Genomic DNA, 22506 nt, shown 5'->3' with positions numbered 1-22506 from the left:
GGCTGGATGCTGGATAGCAGTCGCGGCCTCATTAACAGGCGGAGAGATCGTCAACGGCTAACTGAGTGCGAGTAGAATAATGAGCGTGAAGTCGAGTAATGAGCGACTGAACTAGTTTCCGATATTAAAGGAGGGGATGTTTGTTGAAAAGAGTAAAACTAAAAGTTTATTGGCTTGAGGTTTTTAACTTCACAGCCGTCCGGTCCGTGAACATAGAAGCAAGGCCCCAAGGCCCAGCTTCTATGTTCTTTTTATGACAAACGGCGAGTTATTGCCCAGAAGATAAGAGCTATTCCACTTACGGCAGCGCCAAACAAGCAAACCGCATTCCAGCCCCCATAGGCATAAAGCTTGGTTGAAGCAATCGACCCGGTGGCGCTTCCGATGGAATAGAAAATCATGTAGGCTGCGGTCAGACGGCTTCTTGCTTCGGGGCGGACGTTGAAGATCAAGCTCTGGTTCGTGACATGTACAGCCTGTACGGCTGCATCAAGCAGAATAACGCCAAGAACCAAGAACACAAGCGAATGCTTCAACTCATTGATAGGCAGCCACGATACCGTTAGCAGGAACAGAGCAACGCCGGTTGTTCTCTGTCCCCACCCGTGATCGGCAAGCCTCCCTGCTCGAGCAGCTGCCAATGCTCCTGTTACGCCAGCCAGGCCGAAAGCGCCTATAGCGGTATGTGACAGAGAATGCGGGGGTGAACTAAGCGGCAATACCAGCGAAGTCCATAATGTGCTAAATGCTGTAAAGATCAGCATTGCTAAAATGGCTCGAATCCGCAGGATATGCTCTTCTACAAATAATTGCAGCACCGAATGGAGCAGTTGCAAATAGGAGAGCGAATTCTTTTCCAATCTGCCAGGTTGTGGCATTACCCAATAGATAACACTAACTATCATGAGCATTAAGGCTGCAGAGGTAAGATAGACCGAACGCCAGCCAGCAAGATCAGTCAGGACACCTGCAACGGTTCTTGCCAATAGAATTCCAATAACTACTCCGCTGGTTACAAAGCCGACGACACTCCCTCGTTCGGACGGGGCTGCAAGGGTTGAAGCGAATGACACAAGCACCTGGGTTACAACTGCGAGCAGACCCATAATTGCTAGGCCAAGGAACAGAACCGGCACGGCAGGAGCGGTTCCAATAATGGCCAGAGCGGCAACAGAGAGGAGCATCATGACGACGATCAGTCGGCGCTGATTCAATAAGTCGCCGAGCGGAACCAGCAGAAACAGCCCAAGTGCATAACAAATTTGAGTCACCGTGATTACGATGCCGAGGGAAGAATGAGAGATTCCAAACTCATACGCCAGGGAGTCGAGCAGCGGCTGAGCATAATAAACATTTGATACGGCCAGTCCGCAGGCGATGGCGAATAGGATGGCTATACGACGCGTCATCAAGGGAGCAGCAGCTTTAGCGGCTGTATTTTGTGTTACGGCTAGGTTATCGGGCTTATTATGAATAACAGGTGAATCCGGGTTAAAATTTTGCATGTTCACACCTCGTAGTAATATTTTATACCAATAAGTACAAAATGTTTCTTTGTAAATATATATTTAAGTATAAGGGTGTGTCAAGATGTATTTGACATTAAGAAGCCTGTTGTATAACATTAATATATACTGATCGATATAAAATGTTTGGGGGAATAGAATTGGCCAGGCTTCGTGAGTTTGATGAGGAACAAGCGTTGGATGCAGCGATGCAGATTTTTTGGGAGAAGGGGTTTGAAGCTACCTCTTTAAGCGATTTGACATCCAGAATGGGGATTCAGCGACCTAGCCTATATGCGGCATTTGGCGATAAGAAGGGACTGTTTGAAGCTGCGCTGCGCAAATATACACAAATGCATGCCTCTATGATTAGAGCGCAGTTTCATAATCACCCATCTATCCGAGAAGCATTCCGCATCTTTCTTGAAGGAGTGGTTGGACAGGCCTATGCGGAGAAAATCAACCGGGGATGCTTTTGTCTCAATACGATGGTGGAGCTTGCGCCCCATGATGAAAAGTTTGAAATTCTTACGAGGGAGCATCAGATGTACCTGACGGTCATTTTTCAGGAGGCTATAGAACGGGGAATTCAATCAGGGGAACTTAACCCCCGGCCTAATGCCAAGGCTCTGGCACAGACATTGGTAGTCTCTTTAATTGGATTGACAGTAATGTTGAAGTCTCGTCCGGAGCGCTCTTTTGCAGATAACGTGGTGTCGGGGATCCTTCTGCAGCTAGCTGATTAATTAGCGATGATAGCGTAGCTGGAAGACGGTTTGCTGACAATCAAAAGACCAGTTCTATGAACTGGTCTCCTGCGCGTTGGTTGAGATTATTTTCATGCCGGAGTGCTGGTCGTTGTAAGAGAAATGATATTGACCGAGCAGTCTAAATATACAATGCTTCTCACTAATAAATACGGACTTGTTCAGGGTGTTTAATAAGTAGTTTAATCCATCTCTGTATCCGCCCTTATTTAAATAATAAGAGGATAATTCATTGTTAAAGCGAGCTATATGCCCCCCAATAATCTGTCGGGTATACACTTTGTTGAGAGACTTATGCTTAATAATCAAGGAAGGAATATCAAAGCGCTGGAGAATATCATCGATGTTAAAGTGGTAGCGATTAGCGAATTCGATAATGTTTAAAAGGGACAACAATACTTCATCATGATTGGATTCCATGTAAGCTAAGTAATCTGCAAGCACGCTTGCATCACCCGCGGCTAACTTCGTTACCATGGTATTCATTTTGGCCCAGTCCTGAAATTTTTCTTTCCATTTTACAGTTTCCTCATCCTGTTCCTTTACCCAATCCAAGTCGTTATACAATTGTATATATTGCAGCGTTTTTTCATAGTCTCTTTTGTGTTCATACACATCGCCCAGCAGTAAGTTGGCATAAGCTATGTAAGTAAAGAGTGGACGATGCCATTTATAATCGCTATCATATTTGGGCCCTTTTTGATACAGAAATTGAGCTATTTGCTTAAGTCTCTCTGCAATTTCCTCCAGCTTATTCCAACGGCTTAATGCCCGGTATGTATTTGCTAAATCCTTCAACGCTTCAAGCTGATCATACTCGCCCAGACGGTCTACAAATAATTCAAACTGAAGGGCCGCTTGGTAATTCTTTTCCTGGTTGTTTTCGAGTTCACACATAAATAAACGATACTGACAAAGGGCCAGCCGTTCGGAATGCTGATGTCTCTCACTTTGTGCTACATTTTCATACAAAATAATGGCTGCTTCTTTCTTGTTATTCTTGTTGAGATCTTCTGCTACTTCAAACAGGTGTGGGGAATAGATCAGGTTGTCTAGCAATTGCTGAACTGTTTTAAGAAGAAGGTCCAAGTTGCCAACCTCTACACAACCGTATAAGAAGGGCTTGATTTTGCGCCAGTTAGGAGGAGACCCAGCTATAACTTCATCGTAGTACTGATTATAGAAGTAACCTTCAGGTAGTCCCATAACCGCTGTGATGCGGTCTAGCTGTTCCATTTTCAAAGTTCTATTTTCATTGAGAATGTAGCTAAGAGAGCCGATATTTATACCAACCTGCTCAGCAAATTTCCGTAAATTCAATCCTTCTTGAATCATAAAATCATTCAGTATTGCACTAATCGTGGTTGTACGGCTCATATTAGACACCCCTACCATCCATCTCTAATATTTCAATAGTATCCATTATTTAAATGGTGGTCAATTTAGAAATGCGGCATTTGGTGCATATTAGATCCTCGGTAATGACGATAAATATAATAAAAAAGACAACTCCCTTCAGAATTAACCATTCGTCAGGTTGCTGTCATTAAAAGCGGTAAGTAATATCCATATAAATAAAATCGAGACGACAGGATTTGAACCTGCGACCTCTTGCTCCCGAAGCAAGCGCTCTACCAAGCTGAGCCACGTCTCGGTAAGATGAACCGTTCCGGTTGTTCACTTCAATGAACTAGTGGGAACAATTGAAATTATACGCCTGTTCAAAAAACGTGTAAAGTGACATGCTCTTGAATATTATATGAATGTCACATCATTCCCTGGGCCCCTTCATCTTGAAATATTGTCAGGCATGTTGCGCTAAAAAGAATCTTTCTATATAATATAGGGTGATTCATTGGATATTTGCGACTTAGATGAGGATTATTAGTTTGGTTACTGCGCCATTCAGAGAGCCGGCGGCTGGTGAAAGCCGGTTGGAGCAACAAATGAACTCGCCTCGGAGTCATGATGCAAAAGGGCATAGTCCCTGTAACATCATCGTCCTACCCGCGTTATTGGGTACATAAGGGAGCGAAGGACAAAGCATGTCCAACGCTAACTAGGGTGGTACCACGGGAAATTTCCTCTCGTCCCTAGCGATAACGCTATGGATGAAGAGGTTTTTTTACATTTCAGGAGATGTTTTAGAGGAGGACTCGAGAATCATGGCGGACAAGAACGTACCTCATGACGTGTATCAAGCCCAGACCATTGAGCCGAAATGGCAAGTATTCTGGGAAGAGAATCAAACTTTCAAGACTCGCGAAGACGCGGGCAAACCAAAATTTTATGCATTGGATATGTTCCCTTATCCTTCGGGGGCGGGGCTTCATGTAGGCCATCCTGAAGGCTACACGGCGACGGATATCGTATCACGCTACAAGCGGATGCGCGGCTATAATGTGCTTCATCCAATGGGCTGGGACGCTTTCGGACTACCGGCGGAGCAGCATGCGCTGGATACAGGTGAGCATCCTCGCGACATTACGATCAAGAATGTGAACAATTTCCGGCGCCAGATCAAATCGCTCGGTTTCTCCTATGATTGGGACCGTGAGATCAGCACAACGGATCCGGACTACTATAAATGGACACAATGGATTTTCATTCAGCTCTACAAGAAAGGACTCGCTTATGTGGCGGAAATTCCAGTGAACTGGTGTCCGGCACTCGGTACTGTGCTCGCCAATGAAGAAGTTATCGACGGCAAGAGCGAGCGCGGCGGCCATCCGGTAATCCGTAAGCCGATGCGTCAATGGGTGCTGAAAATCACCGAGTACGCGGAACGGTTATTGGAAGATCTCGAGGAACTTGATTGGTCCGAGAGTATTAAGGATATGCAGCGCAATTGGATCGGCAAATCCGAAGGTGCGGAAGTCGTATTTGATATCGAGGGTCACGAGGGGAAACTGGTCGTATTTACGACTCGCCCGGATACATTGTTCGGTTCTACCTACGCCGTGCTTGCTCCTGAACATGAACTGGTAGCCAGGATCACGACGGATGCGCAGCGTGGCGCCGTAGAGAGCTATCAGGAAAAAGCCGCTCATAAGAGCGATCTGGAGCGTACTGATTTGGCTAAAGAGAAGACCGGCGTATTTACCGGCGCATATGCGATCAACCCGGCTAACGGCGCGAAGCTGCCGATCTGGATTGCCGATTATGTACTTGCCGGTTACGGTACCGGGGCTATTATGGCTGTTCCGGGTCATGATGAACGCGACTATGAATTTGCGAAGCAATTCGATCTTCCTATCATCGAAGTGCTGTCCGGTGGCGACCTGTCCAAGGAAGCTTATACCGGGGACGGCCCGCATGTCAATTCCGGGTTCCTGGATGGTATGGATAAAGAAGCAGCAATTAAGAAGATGATTGCCTGGCTTGAAGAGAACGGCAAAGGCCAGGGGAAAGTCACTTACCGCCTGCGCGACTGGTTGTTCAGCCGTCAGCGTTATTGGGGCGAGCCGATTCCGATCCTTCACCTTGAAGACGGAACGATGAAGCCGGTTCCTGAGGATCAGCTGCCGCTTGTCCTTCCGGAAGTTGAGCATATTAAACCATCCGGTACAGGGGAATCCCCGCTGGCGAACGTTACAGAATGGGTGAATACGGTAGATCCCGAGACAGGACTTAAAGCTCGCCGCGAGACAAATACGATGCCGCAATGGGCGGGAAGCTGCTGGTACTACCTGCGTTATATTGATCCGCATAATGACAAAGAGCTATGCTCCCCGGAGAAGCAACAGGAGTGGCTTCCAGTCGATCTGTATATCGGCGGTGCGGAACATGCGGTATTGCATCTGCTCTATGCGCGCTTCTGGCATAAAGTGCTGTATGATCTTGGCGTAGTATCGACGAAGGAACCGTTCCACAAGCTGGTTAACCAAGGGATGATTCTCGGCACAAATAATGAGAAGATGAGTAAATCCCGCGGCAACGTGATTAACCCGGACGATATCGTGAACAATTATGGCGCGGATACACTCCGTATGTATGAAATGTTCATGGGGCCGCTTGAGGCGACCAAGCCTTGGAGCGAGAATGGGGTTGAAGGGGCTCACCGCTTCTTGTCCCGGATTTGGCGTTTGTTCGTTGCTGAGGATGGTAGCCTGAACGCGAAGATCGGCGGCGAAGGCAGCGACGAATTCAAACGTACCTGGCATAAGACAGTGAAGAAGGTAACGGAGGATCTTGAGGCTCTGCGGTTCAATACGGCGATCAGCCAGTTGATGATCTTCGTCAACGAAGCCTACAAAGTGGACAGTGTGCCGAAGGAAGCAGCCGAGCACTTTGTACAAATGCTGTCTCCGCTTGCACCGCATATTGCAGAAGAATTGTGGGAGCGTCTTGGAAATACGGGAGGCATCAGCTATGTATCCTGGCCAACTTATGATGAAGCTTGGACTGTGGATGCAGAGGTAGAGATTGTGGTACAGGTGAACGGGAAGATCGTGGAACGCACGAAGATTTCCAAGGATCTTGACCAAGCGGCCATGCAAGAACACAGCATGAACCTGCCTAACGTGAAGCAGGCTGTTGAAGGCAAGACGGTCCGTAAAGTCATTGCGGTTCCGGGCAAGCTTGTCAATATCGTAGTCGGATAATCCATATTGCAGACAGACAAGGACTGGGAAGGCCGGCCGAACCCGGCGGTCTTCCCTCTTTTTATACGATTTTAGAGTTCGGTCAAGAATCTGCCTTTGATAAGGAAGTCGAACTTTTTAAACCTCATTTTTGGAGTAATATGTAGTAGTTCATAGAATCACCGTTCGTTTTGGATTTCACTGAACAATTTGTCTAATTTGTCGAGATCTTCATTATACTTCTGATGCGTGGCGTCGATGAGCCTGGAGAACACGTCCTGCAGCCCTGAATCTAAAATATCAATGCCTTTGGCGGTGATTCCGCCCGGTACGGAGACGCGCCGCTGGAGCTCTTCCGGCGACAGTCCGCCTTCCGTAAGCAGCTTGCCGGTGCCGAGCAGCATTTGCGACCCCAGATACAAGGCATCGCCTCTGTCAATTCCCGTCATCTCGGCCGCAGTTTCGGCCCAACGCTGCAGGATGAACGCGATAAAGGCAGGGCCGCAGCTTGAAATATCAGAGGCGATCCGGGTTTGTTCCTCCTTGATGATTAATGGAGTGCTGATCGATGACATGAGTTGCTCCAGCAAGAGACGATCCTCCGGCTGGATGCGCGAACCATATATGCAGAGCGACGCTCCGCTTTGCACCGAATGTGTAATGCTGGGAATGATTTTTGCTATACGCGATGGAACGGCCTGCTCCAGCATTTCAAGCTGAACAGGGCTCGTAATGGATACGATAATTTGTTTATCCGTCAGCACATCCTTAATCTCCGATAGGACGCCCGGGAAATCCAGCGGCTTCACACATAGGAATATAATTTGGCTCTCACGCGCGGCTTCGACATTGCTGTCTACGATGCGTATTCCGGGATGGCGTCCTGCAATCCGTTCCGCCTTATGCGGGGAACGATTGCTGATGCAGATGAAGCTTTGATGCAATGCACCGGAGCGTAGAAATGCGTCGATTAGCAGGCTGCCCATAGATCCTGTTCCGATGAAAGCCACTTTCATCCCGTTTCCTCCTTTCGTGCAAATATGCAGTGTTTTTATATATGTATGCATCTTGATTGGATCTTCATGACCTATACGGCACAGATTCTTTTGAGATTGGAGTGTTATATGATGAATAAAGGGTATGTCATCACCTCGATTTGCTCCGCGCTTGCGGGGGCGGTATTGATGCTTCTTGTCCTGGGAGGCAGTCAGGCCTCAGGGATCGAAGGGTGGGTCCCAGTGAACCGGGAGGTAGCGATGACTCTGGAGGATCAAGCGGCTGATATGAATGATATCTCCTCAGATAGGTCGGCTCTGGATGCATCGGCACCGCAAACCGCAAAGGCACAGGCTCAAGGCCAGGCGGATCAGGTTTCGCTTGATATGAATACAGCTGGGCCGGATCATAACAAGGGGAACGCTGAGCCAAATGCTGTAGGTACGGGCACAGCGGATGCACAGGTTAAGAGCGAAGGCACACCACCTGCTGGAGCCCAAGGCCAGAGCGTCTTGATTAATATCAATACAGCCGGAGTGACAGAGCTTCAAGAGATTCCGGGCATCGGTGAGAAGAAGGCGCAGGCGATCATTCAATTTCGCAATGAGAATGGCCACTTCCAATCGATAGAGGATTTAACAAAGGTCAAAGGAATCGGCGCAAAAATGCTTGAAAAAATGAGGCCCTTTGTAGGGCTGAGATAGGAGATTAGCGAACAATGAATCATGATCAACGTAAAGATTGGGATACGTATTTCATGGATATCGCCTATATGGTGTCGACCCGTTCCCGCTGTGATCGGCGCCATGTTGGGGCTGTGCTCGTGCAAGGCAAGAAGCTGCTCGGAACAGCGTATAACGGAGCACCCTCCGGTGTTCCGGATTGTTCGGAAGCAGGCTGCATGATCTCCGAGGAATACGAATTAGTTGTTCAGGACGGTAAAGAGACCATGGTCAAAAAACAGCGCTGCATTCGCACGATCCATGCGGAACAGAATCTTCTGCTGTTCACCGACCGAATTGATCGCGAAGGCTCAAGTGTGTACGTAACAGATGAACCGTGCTGGACCTGTGCGAATATGCTCGCAAACAGCGGGATTATAGAGATCGTCTTCCACCGCCCGTATCCCAAGGATACCGACAAAGTCAGGGCCATGCTGGAGCAGGTGGGCATCCGGTTCCGTAGACTGGACACCTACCAGCCGCCACAGGAGACGATAACTGCGGTAGAGAACTGATACTTGGTACCTTGGTATTAAAGATCAAAGTTAAATAGATGACATGATGAAGGAAGAACCTCATCTGCTTAGGCAGGTGGGGTTCTTTGTCGTCTTATAATGTTGTTCCGGGTTCTTACGACAATTTGAACAAGGGGAGGTTAGAAAATCGTGAAAAGCAGACCGTTGGCAATGGTTATCTGCTGCTGGATTGCCGGAAGCGGGTGTGCTGTCTTATGGCATGGAACCTCATTATGGCTAATTTGGGGCGGGCTGACCCTGCTGCTCCCTTTGCCGGGGATCGTGCTCAGATATCGGCCAAGACAGATGTTTTTGTTATGGCTTGCTTTTTCGCTGGGAGCTATATATTGGCAAATCAACGATGGAAGAAATGTAAGCAGGATTAGCACTGCGCTTGCTGCAGGTAATATAACTCCGGGTGCCGCTATGGTTAGGGCAAGCGGAATGATCGTCTCGGCCGTAGAAGTTGACGGTAATCGCGTAGCCTTTACAGCGGCCTTACAGAGCGTAGAGTATCCGCAAGTGTTGGAATAAAGAGACTCGCTTGTGTCCACGATCGATTTTCTTTACAAGCAACGCAGTGGTTGCGTCATTTTCCAATACCATTATTTCTGAGCATGCTTCGCTAAAAAACAACTCAGAAAAATAATTCTCTCTTCCTCTAAAATTCGACAGTATTCGACCAACTGTAAGCGCTATACTTATCTTGTCTTTAGCGGATAAAAAAGACATTATAAAACTTTACAGAGGAGGCTTATATTCAAATATTCATATGATAATAAGTAGATTAATTATTGGCGATTCTAAATGGATTTTTAGTAGAAGTAAAGAAAGTGTATTAATGCAAGAAAATAATAATCTAAAATCTTAGTGGTAAATTACTTTAAGGAGGACTTCATTGAGAAATAAATTTTTTTTAATTAATGTTTTATTATTATTTTTGACTCTATTTTTAGGAGTACTAGGTTCTGACTTCTTTCTAGTAATTTTTATGAATAGATTCGACAATGGCTTTTTCTCTTTTTTTAAAAATTTTACATACTTAGTTACTATTATGGCCATATTTTATTTCATTCAAAAGTGGTTTGTGAAGAATAAATTACTTTTCTTTTTTATAGCAAGCATTGTTGTTTTTTCTATTTCTCTAATTTTCACTCCAGCAATAATTAATTTATCTGGTGAAATTGGAGAAAAATTAAATGTAATATCAACTGAACGACAAAATGAATTATTTCAAAACATTGAGGAGGAGATTCATAAGAATAAATTACCTTATAATATTAATTTTGCTCTTAGTGAAGAAACGACAAAGAAAGAAGGTAATGTATTTTCGATTGTTCTTATCAAAACCAATCAAAGTACTATTAATAAAAATGAAATTGAGATGATATTGGACTTAATACCCAAATTAAACTCTAAATTCCAGTTAATTTTTTATGATTATGAAAATAAATTATTTATTAGCCTTATTTTCGATAATCAAAAAACGTTTATTGATTGTGCACCTTTTAGTAAATGTAAAGAAATAAAATATAAATAGAGTAAAGGTGAATAGTATTGAAGAAAATTTTGGTTATATTATTATGTTTTGTGATTCAACTCTCAGCGTTCAGTAGCCTGGTAAATGCACAAACAAGTACTGATATATTAGGTTTTCCAGTTCAAGATATGGACAATGCTCCAGCTAACATTGGCATTAGAAGTACAAGTGTATGGGTTGAAGAGCCAGTTGTGAAAGTTGGCAATAAAATTAAGATTCACTATAGATTTGATGATGAGCCACATACGGTTAAAATTACCGTATACTTAAAAGGTACGTGGATTAGTGATTTATATGATTCTTCAAATGATTTAAGTAATGTGTTTGAATATAGCCCAATGGACGAAGGAACATACACATTTATTGTTAAACCAATTGATGCACCACAATATGGTGGGCAGACATCTGTAACCGTTTATAAAGATAGAGTAATATTTATTCCTGGAATAATGGGGACTGACTTATATGTCGATAATGTAAAAGCGTGGATTCCAGAAACGAACATTCATGTTACCGAAAATATTAGAAAGTTAGAAATGACTGGTACGGGTGTTAGTAAAAATATTGTTGTTCCAGGAGATCCTGTTGATGACTTCTACAAAAGTATAAGTACATACCTTGAAAAACAAAATTATCATGTCGTGAATTTTGGATATGACTGGAGACTGGATATATCTGAGAACGCAAAGAAATTAAAACAAGTTATAGATAAGGAGCATTCGGCATCTCCGTACAGTGAAGTTTATATAGTCGCTCATAGTATGGGGGGATTAGTTGCTACGGAATATATCAAAGAAGGCAACGCAAGTAGCATAGATAAATTAATTACAATCGGCACTCCTTATTTAGGATCACCTAAATCTGTATATATGTTTGAAACAGGTAATGCAGCAAAGCGTTTCCAAAATGTGGTGATTAACGATGCGATTCTAAGTATTATTCCTAATATTATATCTGCATATCAGTTACTCCCTTCAGAGAATTACTTTACTTATAACCAAACGAGATATTTAACGATAGAAGAATTGAATAATACATCATCTTGGAAGAAGTCGAGTAATTATAAAAGAACTGAGTTAACCAGTTATAGTGATACTATGGATTTTTTTAAAAAGAAACGCAACTGGGCTAATGGTACTATGCTTACTCGCGCAGGTAATTTTCATAAAGAATTAAATATTCTCTCATCACTTAAGTTAGTTGACTCTTATTTTATAATTGGCGATCAAATTGCTACCCCTGGTGAGGTAATTGTACCATTATATAGAAATAATGCGGTATCTGAAATCAGTAGCATACAGGGAGATGGCACTGTACCTTTAATTAGCGCAAACATAGCAGCTAAGATAAACCCTGATAAAGTATATTATATAAAAGAGGAACACACCAAGCTTCCAGGAAATGAAAGCGTTCAACAACAAATCGGAAATATTTTAAAAAATAAGCCTGAACAACTTGCACCTAATATTCGAAAAACTTCAAAAAAAATCAAGTCATTAAGATTAAAAGTTGAATGTCCTGTTGACGTTCACGTTTATGATTCACAAGGTAATCATGCTGGTGCTTTAAATAATGATTCATATGAGAATAACATTCCTTACGGAGAGTATTATACGGACGGCGAGAATAAGTTTGTTTTATTAGAGGATGCAAATTATACTGTTAAACTCCAGGGAACTGGATACGGAGAAATGATATACTCCCTGATTTGGACTGATGAAAACGACATTGAAGAAAAGACGTTGCGATTCGACGGAGTTGAGGTAACTCCTAATTCAATTTTCACCTCGGAAATTAGCAAAGATGGAATAATAGAGCTGAAAGTTGATAGTAATGGAGATGGAACCATTGATAGAATACTTCCTCCATCTGTTGAATTAGATAAGGACAGTACTCTGGATAAGATTATCCCGACTATATCCTCACGTATTGATGGTGTTAAGGGAGTTAATGAATGGTATGGAGTTGGTGTTTATTATAATTTAATAGGGCAGGACAATCAGTCTGGAGTATATAAAACATATTACGATCTTAACAAATCCGATTTTCAAGAATATACAAAACCGATTCCATTACCTAATACCGGTATCTACAACTTCAAATCTTTTGTAAGAGATAAGAATAGAAATGATTCAGAAGTATTATTAGAGACAGTAAAAGTAGATACTACCTTACCAACAAAACCCTCAATGACAATTGAGCCTTTAAAATGGACAAATCAATTTGTGAAAGTAACGTTATCTGGAAGTATAGATATAGATAGTGGGTTTCAAAAATATCAATTTAAAATTGGAGTGAACGGTGAGTGGAAGGATTATATAGCTCCTATAATTATTGATTATGAAGGATTGCACAATGTCTATGCAAGAGCAGTAGATAATGTATTCAATTTGAGTGAAGAAGTCTCGGGAGAGGCTAAGGTTGATAAGACACGGCCGTCAACCCCCGGAGGATTTAAGATTTTATTGTATAATTATAACCAGATTAAAATATCTTGGTTACCTTCAACAGACAATGTAGAAGTAACAGGATATGATATTTTCCTGGATTCAGTATTTGTGGGGAGTACGACTGAAACAGAGTTTACATTCAATAACTTGGTATCGAATAGATCGTATAAATTTACTATAGTAGCAAGAGATGAAGCCACTAACTCATCCTTGGACGGTATATTTGTTGTTCGAACGCCTAAGAGTTTAGTGGGAACTGGAAGTAATCATACGTTGCAGGTGAAACCAGATGGTAAAGTATGGGCTTGGGGGTACAACTACTATGGCCAATTGGGAGATGGAACAACGACCTCGAAGACGACAGCAGTGGAAGTACCGGAACTGACAGATGTACTTTCTGTTGCTGCGGGTATGTACCATAGTTTAGCCCTAAAGAGTGATGGAACAGTATGGGCTTGGGGGTACAATTACTATGGTCAGTTGGGCAATGGTGTTACCGGGATGATCAATTCGGTACCAGTTCAGGTGAAGAACCTAAGTGGAATCATAGGGATTGCTGCGAACGGTAACACAAGTTATGCGTTGAAGAATGATGGAACAGTGTGGTCATGGGGCATTAATGACAAAGGGCAGATAGGGGATGGAAGTAGTACTGCTCGAAATATGCCTGTGAAAACTAATAATGTGAGCGGGGTAAGTGAATTAGCAGCCGGAGACGGGTACGTTTATGCGCTTAGAGTGGACGGAACTGTATATGGCTGGGGACGAACCATTAATAATATTATCCCAGGAGTGAGTTCGGATTACCCAGGCTACATTACTCAAGCGAAGTTAATAACCGGCTTGATGGACATCACAAGTATAGCGGTGAATAATGGCTTTAACTATGGCTTAGCACTGAAGAAAGATGGTAGCGTGTTGGTGTGGGGAGGAAGTACATCCGACATAAGGCCAGTCAGTGGATTAAACAGAATCAAGAGTATAGCAGGAGGGGATAGCAACTATGCGATTGCCGAGGATGGCAGCGTATGGAACTGGACAAGTGGAACACCAACACAAGTTGTAGGATTAAAAGAAATTAATGCAATTGCAGTGGGTAAGAGTTATGTAGTGGCGTCAAAAGCCGATGAAAGTGTATATGCATGGGGAAGTGTCAATAACTTTGGTCAACTAGGAGACGGGACAACTGTTGCGCATACGACACCAGCGTTGGTACAGGTTAATAGCGCGCCGAAGGTGAAACTGACGTATCCATTGGGTAGCCAAGAAGTACCGGAAGAGAGTAATGTAAGCAATCCGGTAATTCGCTGGACGCAGGAGGATGCAGCATTAACCAACTTTGCATTGTACCAGGTACAGGTATTAAATGCAGATGGAACAGTGGTAGTGGATTCCGGTGAAGTGAAGCAACCGTTGAGCGCTAATGTGAACGCATGGACAGTGACAGAGCCATTACCAAGTGGACAAACGTTCCAGGTTCGAGTGAGAGTCAATGATGAGCATCTGTGGTCAGAGTGGTCGAGTGTTGGCTGGGTGAGATATTCTGAGGTATCCTCTTTAAGAAGTATGCAGCATCAAATGACTGCAGAAGCAAGTAAAAAGGCTATTAGTGTTGGGGAAGAAACAACAATAACATTTACTGTTTATGGACTTGACAATTCTGTTGACACGAATTTCTCTGGTTTAAGAAAACTTGAGTTAACAGGTTATCAAGTTTTAAGTGAAGATAGCCCAGGGGAAATAGGGAATATCTACCTTTCAAAGCTAGGTGGAACTATAGTTGACATTGAGTTCGATAAAGGACTGGCCACTATTCCATTAACACTATTAATTAATGGAAATCATATTCTTACTTTTCGCCTGGTTGGGACTGATTTAGTTGGATTAGTGGAGATTAACGTCCTACTTGATGAGGAGCAATCAGAAGTTGGGGAACCAGTTAGAGAACAATCAAAAGAAACAAATGATGCAGGTGTAGATGATGCTAATATTTTTCCAAATCCAGATCAAGATATTATGCGAGACAATATATCCGACGAAGAAATAATTGTTGATGCGTTATTGGGTAGATTTAAAATGGATTCTGATAAATTTCAAACATATATAATTACTCATGCCAACATTAAGCATTACCTTTAATGACAGTAGAAGAAATAAAGCGAGCTAATGATTGTTCAGAAAAGTTATATGTAGTGATGATAATTAAGTTGAAGAAGTTCCCACTGATATGCGGGTTGTATTTAACGAAGATTATTTTGAACTTACAGCTAGACTTGACGATGGAATAGTACCCAAATTGCTCGCCTCAAGAGAAGTGATTTGTTAGAAGATGTAAATCAAAAAAGAAGGTAAGCCTCTTTTTAAAGTAACTGAAGAGAGGCTTACTGTCAAAATGATATTAGGTTACAATTTTCGATAAGTCGCTCAAGAAAGAGCGACTTATCTTAACGTGTGCCTAGTATGAGCTATTTCTAAGGTGAAAATCCTGAAGGACAGCTGTAGAGAGCCTATCGTTATTAGTACAAAGGAGGCTCATAATAAGTTTAAATTTGAGGGAGATTCAGCCAGAATAGGCAGTGTTCATAGAAACTATTCACTCCTTCCCACGTCTCATAGTACGACTGGATTTTGTTGAGGTCACTAGCGACCTCTTTTTTTATTTTTACACTGTGTCCGCTGGATGACGCGTTCTCTTTTTTTTGGTATTCTTAGGTGAGATTGAGAACATATATGTAAAAATAAACTACTTAAAAGTGCATGTTTCAAATTTTTAGAGCCTAACAAGATTTGTCTAAAAAATAGAATAACAATGTTGCAACATATCGCTGGCCGATATCGTCTGTAATGTTGCAAGGAAGGGGGAGCCTTAGTGGTAGAGCAGGGACTCATCAGAGCCGCTCAGCAGGGCGATCGCGACGCTCTAATCACCCTATTGCGTGAGATAGAAACACATGTGTACCGGACGGCCTATTATATTTTGAATAATGAACAGGACGCGCTGGATGCAGCCCAGGAGGCGCTAATCAGGATCTATACGAAGATAGATTCCTATGAGGAGAAGGCGCAATTCAAGACATGGGTTCAGCGCATAGTAACCAATATATGTATTGATAAGTTCCGAAGGAACAAACCTACGGTTTCTATTGAAGAGCATGAGCTTGTTTTTCAAGGGAAAGAGAGTGTCGAGAGGGAAGTGATGTCCGGCTACATAGCAGAGGACATTCGCGAAGCAATCGATCAGCTTCCGGAACATCACCGTTCTGTTGTTGTTCTGAGATATTTGCAGGACTTCTCGTACAATGAAATTGCTGACTGTTTGAATTTACCGCTGAATACGGTGAAATCCTATTTATTCAGGGCGAGACAACAGCTTCAGCATTTACTCCAAGATTATCAGAAAGGTGGTGTGTCAGGATGAAATGTTCGGAGGCGGTGGAATGGATGCATCGTTATTTAGACCATGATTTGAACGATGAAGAAAGCGCCCGATTATTCGAGCATATCCGCATGTGTCGAGATTGTGCCGAAGAATTTGATATATTGAAAAGACTGAATTCCAGGTTAGAACAGCTTCCCAAGGTTATGCCGAAGATCAGTCTGGTTGATTCGATCCTTCCTCAGCTGGATGAGATCGACAGGGCCCGCCGGGAGGAGGGCAGCGCTTCAGAGGTGCTTCCCGGGATGGAGCCGCTGGTTGCCAGGTCTGCAGAAGCGGCGGCAAGCCGCAGCCGCAGGCAGAGTCCGTGGCGGAGCCGCGCTTTTCGCGCCGGGGCACTTGGCGTAACTGCCGCGTTGGTCCTTGGCATATTCATTTACAATTACCAGCCGCATACGGTGTCCGATGCGGAAATGTCGGTGCAATCTATGTCCAGTAATGATCAGGCAGCCCAGTCAGATCGTACAGATAGCTCTGCTGCTGATGAAGGTGGTGTACAGAGCTACTTAGCACCGGAGGACAGCGGGGATCCGGCTGGTAAGGCCGGTGACAGCGTTTTGAGATCGACAGATCAGCAAGATGGCCATGCAGGAGATGAGAACCCTAATGCTGCACGGATGGGGGGGGCTCCTGTCGGGGACAAGAACGATGCTCAGGCTCCAATAAGCAAGCGGGATTCAGCGGACACGACGGCCCCCAATAAGACCGATGCGTCTGCCAGCGATAAGGCTTCGAGTGGACAGCACGGCAAGCAGGAGAAAGCTACGCCTAGCTCAACCGCTTCGGGAAATGCAACAGACTGGGGAGCTGCCAGCGATAAAGCTGCCAAGGACAATCTCAGTTTTGACATTCATAACCAAACAACGGAGGGAACCGGAGATGCCGCGGATTCCACTGAGAACCATCCCTTTACAATTGGTAAAAATATCATGGGCATACTGGCTGCGGATATTTGGACTTCGCCGGACGGAGGCTTTACGGTCGAGGTTAACGATAGCCATCTCTATTTGTATCAGAACAACATAGATAGTATGAACGGCCGCACATTGATTACAGATCAGCCCTTTGATGGTGTATGGGTGCGAGGCTCCTGGTCCGAGGACAGCAAATCGTATCAGTATGAGATCGAGAAGGATGGCGTGACTTCCACTTATACGTTGCAGGCGGATGCTGGAAGCGATGCCGGCTCACCTGGAAATAAGGACCAAACTCAAAAAAATACAAATAAATGAGTCACCTTTTTATGAGATATGGAATAGGTTATATAGATTAGAGAGAAAAGACGGACCCTGATCGTCGTATGACCGCCGGCGGAAAAGTTTCTAGAGCTTTTCAGCCCGCGTTTATATAGATGTTCTGGGACAAAGGGACCTTATGCTAATATAGCGGGGTCCCTTTGTTGCGTTAAATGCGAACCACCCTATGTTGATCTGAAAAATGCGGCTTGGACGAACCGTGTTTTTCGAGATATGATAATACAATGAGTGTTTAAAAAGATGGACTTTTCAAATACCTCTTAAATAGACAAGGAGGGAAAAATGGTGGATGTGAAGGCCGCGATCAAAGAGATCAAACAAGGGAAGGTCTCCCCTTTATATTTGTGTTATGGAACAGAGAAATATCAGATGCAGCAATTTATCGCCTTATTGCAGGAGCAAATTGTGGACCCGGACCAACGCGATTTCGCGCTCGCTCATTTTGATCTGGCGGAGACCCCGGTGGAGGTGGTCATTGAAGAAGCAGAGACGCCGCCCTTTCTGGCTGAGCGCAAGTTGATCATTGCCAAAGATTCCGCTGTATTTACAGCAGGCAGGGACAATAGCAAAATCGAGCATAAGCTGGAGACGTTATTGACCTATTGCGCTAATCCTGCTGAATATAGTGTCATTGTGTTTATGGCTAACAGCGAGAAGCTGGATGAGCGCAAGAAGATCGTTAAGACGATGAAAAGCGAGGGAGTCGTTCTGTCCTTCCTGCCGCTTAGCGGAGCTGAGCTTGTGCAGTGGGTAGTTCGCGAGGTGGAGGGCCGAGGCTGCCGGATTGGAACGGATGCGGCGGAGGCGCTTATCGCTTCAGCAGGGGTACAGTTGTCAGCCCTGTCGGTCGAGGTGGACAAGCTCTGTCTATATACGGGCTCGGGAGGCAAAATCGAGCCGTCCACAGTGGAGCAGCTGGTAGCGAGGAGCACGGAGCAAAATGTATTCGTTATGGTCGAGAATATCGCGAATTTGAAATTGGAGAAGGCGCTCGATATATTCTATGAGCTTCTTAAGCAGCGTGAAGAGCCTATTAAAATCGCTGCCCTAATCGCCCGCCAGTTCCGCATTATGCTGCAGGTTAAGGATTTGGCCAGGCAGAGCTACTCCCAGCAGCAGATCGCTTCTCAGCTTAGTCTGCATCCCTATGCGGTGAAGATTGCCGGTGAACAGGCGCGTAAATTCGAAGCTGCGGCGTTGCGGGGCATATTGTCAGAGCTGGCTGAGCTGGATTACCGCATGAAGAGCGGGCGGGTTGATAAAGTGCTTGGATTGGAAATGTTCCTGCTGAAACTTGGGGCGTAGAGGCGCGGCCTCATGTGATTCATCAAGTTTGTGGGTCGCTCATTTGTTTATTTTATCTTAACGAAACCCCAGAACGTTATTGGCTCAAAAACAAGGGCAATTCAGGTTTAACGAAACACCGTATCGTTATTTGTGCTGAAACTAAGGTCGTAACCTTAATTCGGATATATAGCGATCCCCTGTTTCGTTACAATTTTGAGTTGCTCTATTTGGTGTCAATAAGGATACCTGGTTTCGTTAGTAATAAATCCAAAAAGACCTGAACGAATTCGTTCAGGTCTCTTCAGGCTTCAGTTTATTAAAATGTCGCCGATTACGCTTGAGCCGTAAGGGCGTTCAATTTTTTAGCCAAGCGGGATTTCTTGCGAGCTGCTGCATTCTTATGGATCAGACCTTTAGTAACGGCTTTGTCCAATTTCTTGGTAGCAGCGGCGAAAGCGGCTTTAGCTGCTTCCACATCGTTAGCTGTCAATGCAGTATCAGCAGTTTTAACTACAGTACGCAGTGCAGATTTTTGCGAAGCGTTAAGTTGGCGACGTTTGTCGTTAGTTTTAACACGTTTGATTGCGGATTTAATGTTTGGCATTGCATTCACCTCCTGTAAAACATATATCAAGCCAGATGATTCACAACTTAAAATATTTTATCACGCGTCCCGCCAAATTGCAACGAATTCATCAAAAGTGAATGAACAAAAGTGAACTTGATGAACTTTGCTTGCATAATCGGAATTCCTTTCCTGCACAATAACAGGTATAGGCAAAAGAGGAAATGGAGGTCTGAATCAGATGAATCTGGATTTGCGTGATTATGCGGTAAGAACCGATTTAGCGGTTGAATCGAAGGAAATGGCCGAGACGGTGCATGGCGGTCCGCTGCCCGGCGTACAGGAGCAGGTGGACGAGCATGACGGAATCAAGATTACCCGGCTGGATGTCACTGACGAGAACGCTTCACAGCAGCTTGGCCGAATGATGGGTCATTATATTACTTTAGAAGTGCCGGGCCTGCGTAGTCAGGATACTGATTTGCAGGAGAAGGTGTCGGCAGCTTTTGCTCAGGAGTTTAGTGGATTTCTTAATAAAATAGGCATTAATAACGGGGCAAAGGTGCTGATCGTTGGACTTGGCAACTGGAATGTGACCCCGGATGCACTTGGACCACTTGTGGTGGAGAATGTGCTTGTTACCCGTCATTTCTTTGAACTGGCTCGGGACCAGGTTGCTCCCGGCTACAGAGAGGTTAGCGCTATTGCTCCTGGCGTGCTCGGGATCACCGGTATCGAGTCAAGCGAGGTGGTGCAGGGGATCGTGGAGCGGACGAAGCCGGATCTGATCATTGCTATTGACGCGCTGGCCTCCCGCTCGCTGGAAAGAGTCAATACGACGATTCAGATCGCGGATATCGGCATTCACCCAGGCTCGGGCATCGGCAACAAACGCCGCGGGTTAACCCAAGAAATCCTCGGCATTCCTTGTATAGCGATCGGCGTTCCGACGGTGTGCTACGCCTCTACAATCGTGAACAATGTGCTTGATCTGATGAAGACGCATTTCAACGATGAGAGCAGTGATGGCCAGGGGTCGGAGACAAAGCAGATTATGGGTCTGCTCCATGACCTGAGTGAAGGTGAACGGCTGGGACTTGTCAAAGAGGTGCTCGAGCCGCTGGGACATGACCTGATCGTTACACCCAAGGAAATCGATGAATTCATTGAAGACATTGCCAATGTAATCGCAAGCGGACTTAACCTGTCTTTACATGAGGCGGTAACGCCTGACAATGTGGCAAGTTATACGCACTAGACGGCGATAAGCGATGGAGAATTGCAAATAGCTTCGCCGCCGGCAGGGTCCAACATTCCAAAGGGGCACCGTTCCCCTTTGGAATGTTGGGCCTTCTTTCTCCTAAGCCCGTAGTTCAACGAATCTAGCGGACTTCTTCTTTGTTGTTAGAATTCTAGGTTCTATTCATTCGAATAGATTCATAGATTTGGAGTACAAGGAATGATTCCGATAGAACAACTGGCTAGGGAGGACGGAGGAAGCATGAAATTTAGAGCATGGAATATAGGCAAAATCAAACGAAGCATGATGCATATGCTGGCGATGGGACGAACCTTCTTGTTAATGTCGGTGATGGCAGCCGTATTTTTTGTCTTATTGGGCACCCTGGGAATTGCCGAGAAGAGCCTGAACAATTCACCGGTATCTTCGATGAAGGGGCTTGCCGCTTCGCTGTCGAGCCGTTTTTTTATCGATATGGTAGGCATGGAGCTGCCGCATTCGGTGAATGAGAAGCAGTCGCTCGTCTTTGACGGTAAGAAAATGACGAATTTTGTATTTCAATTATTGACCGATGTTAATCCGGCTGATCCGAAGAGTCTGATCGCCCGGGAAGTACCCGGACTTGGAGCAGACAACCCGATACTTCTGCGCAGCGGCTCAGGCAATAATACGGCCTCGGCTCCGGAGGATTACCGGCCCGGTTCCGGTGCCGATGGCAGCGCGCCGGATCATCAGGAAGGGAACGGAGACGGGGATCAGCCCGCACCAGATTCGCAGCAGGGGGGAGACAACGTCCAACCGCCGGATAAGTCCGGGGGACAGGATCCCAAGGATGATGAATCGCCTATCAAACCGGGCAACAAGAATATCGTGATGATCTATCACTCTCATCCACAGGAATCATACAATCCGCTGTTGGGTTCAAATGTGGACAATCCCAGTTCTTCAAAGGAGGATAAGAACGTTGGGCTTGTCGGCAAGATGCTGGCCAGTGCGCTGGAGAAGAAGGGCGTAGCCGCACTGCACTCTTTTGTTAACTATCAAGCAACAGTGAGTAATTACAATTACAATTATTCATATAAATATTCAAGAGAGACGGTTAAACAGGCGATGGCGGAGAACGGCAAGCTGCAGTACTATTTCGATATCCATCGTGACTCGAAGCGTCATGATAAGACGACGGCAACGATTGACGGGGTGAACTATGCGCAGGTCTATTTCATCATCGGTCATTCCAACGAAAATTGGCGCCAGAATGAGGAATTCGCCAGCTCAATCCATGATCGGATGGAGAAAACCTACCCGGGAATATCGCGTGGAATCTGGGGCAAGACCTCAGCGCAAGGCAACGGAGAATATAACCAGTCCTTATCGCCCAACAATATTTTAATCGAGATCGGCGGTATCGATAATTCCGAGGAAGAGCTTAATAACACCGTCAAAGTACTGGCCGGAATTATCGCAGATATCTATTGGGAGAGTCAGGATACCGAGAAGGCAGGGACGATGGCTAAGGCCGGGAAGAATACGGATAAGACTGTAGCGAGCGTCAATAAAAATACGAATAAGAGCAATACTGATACGAAAAAATAATCTTGCTTCAACACTTAAGTTGATTTTCTAAAATAATGACAGACCGAGTCC

The 22506-nt window shown here is 44.8% G+C and carries 16 protein-coding genes, 1 tRNA gene and 1 other annotated feature; of the genes, 12 read left to right on the top strand and 5 right to left on the bottom strand.

Features of this window, described 5'->3' with window-relative positions; translation table 11 throughout:
- Window positions 1-251: 251 nt before the first annotated feature.
- Window positions 252-1409 (bottom strand): MFS transporter, encoded by a 1158-nt coding sequence (locus DMN77_RS04770; RefSeq protein ID WP_229521146.1) that lies wholly within the window; start codon window positions 1407-1409, stop codon window positions 252-254.
- 257 nt (window positions 1410-1666) lie between these two features.
- On the opposite strand from DMN77_RS04770, the gene DMN77_RS04765 reads away from it, so the two are divergent.
- Complete coding sequence (locus DMN77_RS04765) at window positions 1667-2251, top strand: TetR/AcrR family transcriptional regulator (RefSeq protein ID WP_068782137.1); 585 nt, start codon at window positions 1667-1669, stop codon at window positions 2249-2251.
- A 54-nt stretch (window positions 2252-2305) separates the two neighbouring features.
- Here the strand turns inward: DMN77_RS04765 and DMN77_RS04760 are convergent, their stop codons facing one another.
- Window positions 2306-3649 (bottom strand): transcriptional regulator, encoded by a 1344-nt coding sequence (locus DMN77_RS04760; protein WP_179013757.1) that lies wholly within the window; start codon window positions 3647-3649, stop codon window positions 2306-2308.
- A gap of 203 nt (window positions 3650-3852) precedes the next feature.
- Window positions 3853-3926: transfer RNA gene (locus tag DMN77_RS04755), tRNA-Pro, on the bottom strand.
- Between the two features lie 208 nt (window positions 3927-4134).
- Window positions 4135-4370: a binding site (T-box leader), on the top strand.
- A 67-nt stretch (window positions 4371-4437) separates the two neighbouring features.
- On the opposite strand from DMN77_RS04755, the gene leuS reads away from it, so the two are divergent.
- Window positions 4438-6876 carry a leucine--tRNA ligase gene (gene leuS, locus DMN77_RS04750; RefSeq protein WP_179013756.1) on the top strand — a complete coding sequence of 813 codons (2439 nt, stop codon included), beginning with the start codon at window positions 4438-4440 and terminating at the stop codon, window positions 6874-6876.
- Between the two features lie 158 nt (window positions 6877-7034).
- On the opposite strand, the gene comER is transcribed toward leuS, so the two are convergent.
- Window positions 7035-7871 carry a late competence protein ComER gene (gene comER, locus DMN77_RS04745; protein ID WP_068782135.1) on the bottom strand — a complete coding sequence of 279 codons (837 nt, stop codon included), beginning with the start codon at window positions 7869-7871 and terminating at the stop codon, window positions 7035-7037.
- Window positions 7872-7979: 108 nt separating this feature from the next.
- Here comER and DMN77_RS04740 point away from each other — a divergent pair, with 108 nt between their 5' ends.
- From DMN77_RS04740 to holA, 8 genes are all read left to right on the top strand, one after another.
- On the top strand, window positions 7980-8555 hold the full coding sequence (locus DMN77_RS04740) for a ComEA family DNA-binding protein (RefSeq protein ID WP_256872237.1): 576 nt from the start codon (window positions 7980-7982) through the stop codon (window positions 8553-8555).
- Window positions 8556-8569: 14 nt separating this feature from the next.
- A complete protein-coding gene (locus DMN77_RS04735) occupies window positions 8570-9088 on the top strand; it encodes a deoxycytidylate deaminase (protein WP_068782133.1) in 519 nt (172 codons plus the stop codon).
- 150 nt (window positions 9089-9238) lie between these two features.
- Entirely contained in the window at window positions 9239-9622 is a 384-nt protein-coding gene (locus DMN77_RS04730) for a hypothetical protein (protein WP_179013755.1), read from the top strand.
- 364 nt (window positions 9623-9986) lie between these two features.
- Window positions 9987-10628 (top strand): hypothetical protein, encoded by a 642-nt coding sequence (locus DMN77_RS04725; protein WP_179013754.1) that lies wholly within the window; start codon window positions 9987-9989, stop codon window positions 10626-10628.
- A 17-nt stretch (window positions 10629-10645) separates the two neighbouring features.
- Window positions 10646-15217 carry an RCC1 domain-containing protein gene (locus tag DMN77_RS04720; protein ID WP_179013753.1) on the top strand — a complete coding sequence of 1524 codons (4572 nt, stop codon included), beginning with the start codon at window positions 10646-10648 and terminating at the stop codon, window positions 15215-15217.
- 730 nt (window positions 15218-15947) lie between these two features.
- Entirely contained in the window at window positions 15948-16496 is a 549-nt protein-coding gene (locus DMN77_RS04715) for an RNA polymerase sigma factor (protein ID WP_068782132.1), read from the top strand.
- On the top strand, window positions 16493-17746 hold the full coding sequence (locus tag DMN77_RS04710; RefSeq protein WP_179013752.1) for a zf-HC2 domain-containing protein: 1254 nt from the start codon (window positions 16493-16495) through the stop codon (window positions 17744-17746). Before DMN77_RS04715 ends, DMN77_RS04710 begins: the two co-directional genes overlap by 4 nt.
- A gap of 309 nt (window positions 17747-18055) precedes the next feature.
- Window positions 18056-19075: a DNA polymerase III subunit delta gene (holA, locus tag DMN77_RS04705; protein ID WP_068782533.1), complete on the top strand. Its 1020-nt coding sequence runs from the start codon at window positions 18056-18058 to the stop codon at window positions 19073-19075.
- A gap of 313 nt (window positions 19076-19388) precedes the next feature.
- On the opposite strand, the gene rpsT is transcribed toward holA, so the two are convergent.
- Complete coding sequence (gene rpsT, locus DMN77_RS04700) at window positions 19389-19661, bottom strand: 30S ribosomal protein S20 (RefSeq protein ID WP_068782130.1); 273 nt, start codon at window positions 19659-19661, stop codon at window positions 19389-19391.
- Between the two features lie 202 nt (window positions 19662-19863).
- Here rpsT and gpr point away from each other — a divergent pair, with 202 nt between their 5' ends.
- Together gpr and DMN77_RS04690 are read left to right on the top strand one after the other, a co-directional pair.
- Window positions 19864-20880, top strand: a complete 1017-nt coding sequence (gpr, locus tag DMN77_RS04695) for a GPR endopeptidase (protein ID WP_068782129.1) — start codon at window positions 19864-19866, stop codon at window positions 20878-20880.
- 243 nt (window positions 20881-21123) lie between these two features.
- A complete protein-coding gene (locus DMN77_RS04690; protein ID WP_068782532.1) occupies window positions 21124-22455 on the top strand; it encodes a stage II sporulation protein P in 1332 nt (443 codons plus the stop codon).
- The last annotated feature ends 51 nt before the right edge of the window (window positions 22456-22506 follow it).

The organism is Paenibacillus sp. 79R4, from assembly GCF_013393165.1.
GTDB lineage: Bacteria > Bacillota > Bacilli > Paenibacillales > Paenibacillaceae > Fontibacillus.
Note: the sequence above shows the minus strand (reverse complement) of the source record. Positions and strands in the feature narration are given on the sequence as shown.

What these genes read in the sequence shown, in the direction of transcription:
- DMN77_RS04735 (WP_068782133.1), top strand. Translation starts at nt 8,570, where the DNA reads ATGAATCATGATCAACGTAAAGATTGGGATACGTATTTCATGGATATC.
- DMN77_RS04770 (WP_229521146.1), bottom strand. Translation starts at nt 1,409, where the DNA reads ATGACGCGTCGTATAGCCATCCTATTCGCCATCGCCTGCGGACTGGCC.
- comER (WP_068782135.1), bottom strand. Translation starts at nt 7,871, where the DNA reads ATGAAAGTGGCTTTCATCGGAACAGGATCTATGGGCAGCCTGCTAATC.
- rpsT (WP_068782130.1), bottom strand. Translation starts at nt 19,661, where the DNA reads ATGCCAAACATTAAATCCGCAATCAAACGTGTTAAAACTAACGACAAA.
- DMN77_RS04740 (WP_256872237.1), top strand. Translation starts at nt 7,980, where the DNA reads ATGATGAATAAAGGGTATGTCATCACCTCGATTTGCTCCGCGCTTGCG.
- gpr (WP_068782129.1), top strand. Translation starts at nt 19,864, where the DNA reads ATGAATCTGGATTTGCGTGATTATGCGGTAAGAACCGATTTAGCGGTT.
- DMN77_RS04710 (WP_179013752.1), top strand. Translation starts at nt 16,493, where the DNA reads ATGAAATGTTCGGAGGCGGTGGAATGGATGCATCGTTATTTAGACCAT.
- DMN77_RS04690 (WP_068782532.1), top strand. Translation starts at nt 21,124, where the DNA reads ATGAAATTTAGAGCATGGAATATAGGCAAAATCAAACGAAGCATGATG.
- leuS (WP_179013756.1), top strand. Translation starts at nt 4,438, where the DNA reads ATGGCGGACAAGAACGTACCTCATGACGTGTATCAAGCCCAGACCATT.
- DMN77_RS04760 (WP_179013757.1), bottom strand. Translation starts at nt 3,649, where the DNA reads ATGAGCCGTACAACCACGATTAGTGCAATACTGAATGATTTTATGATT.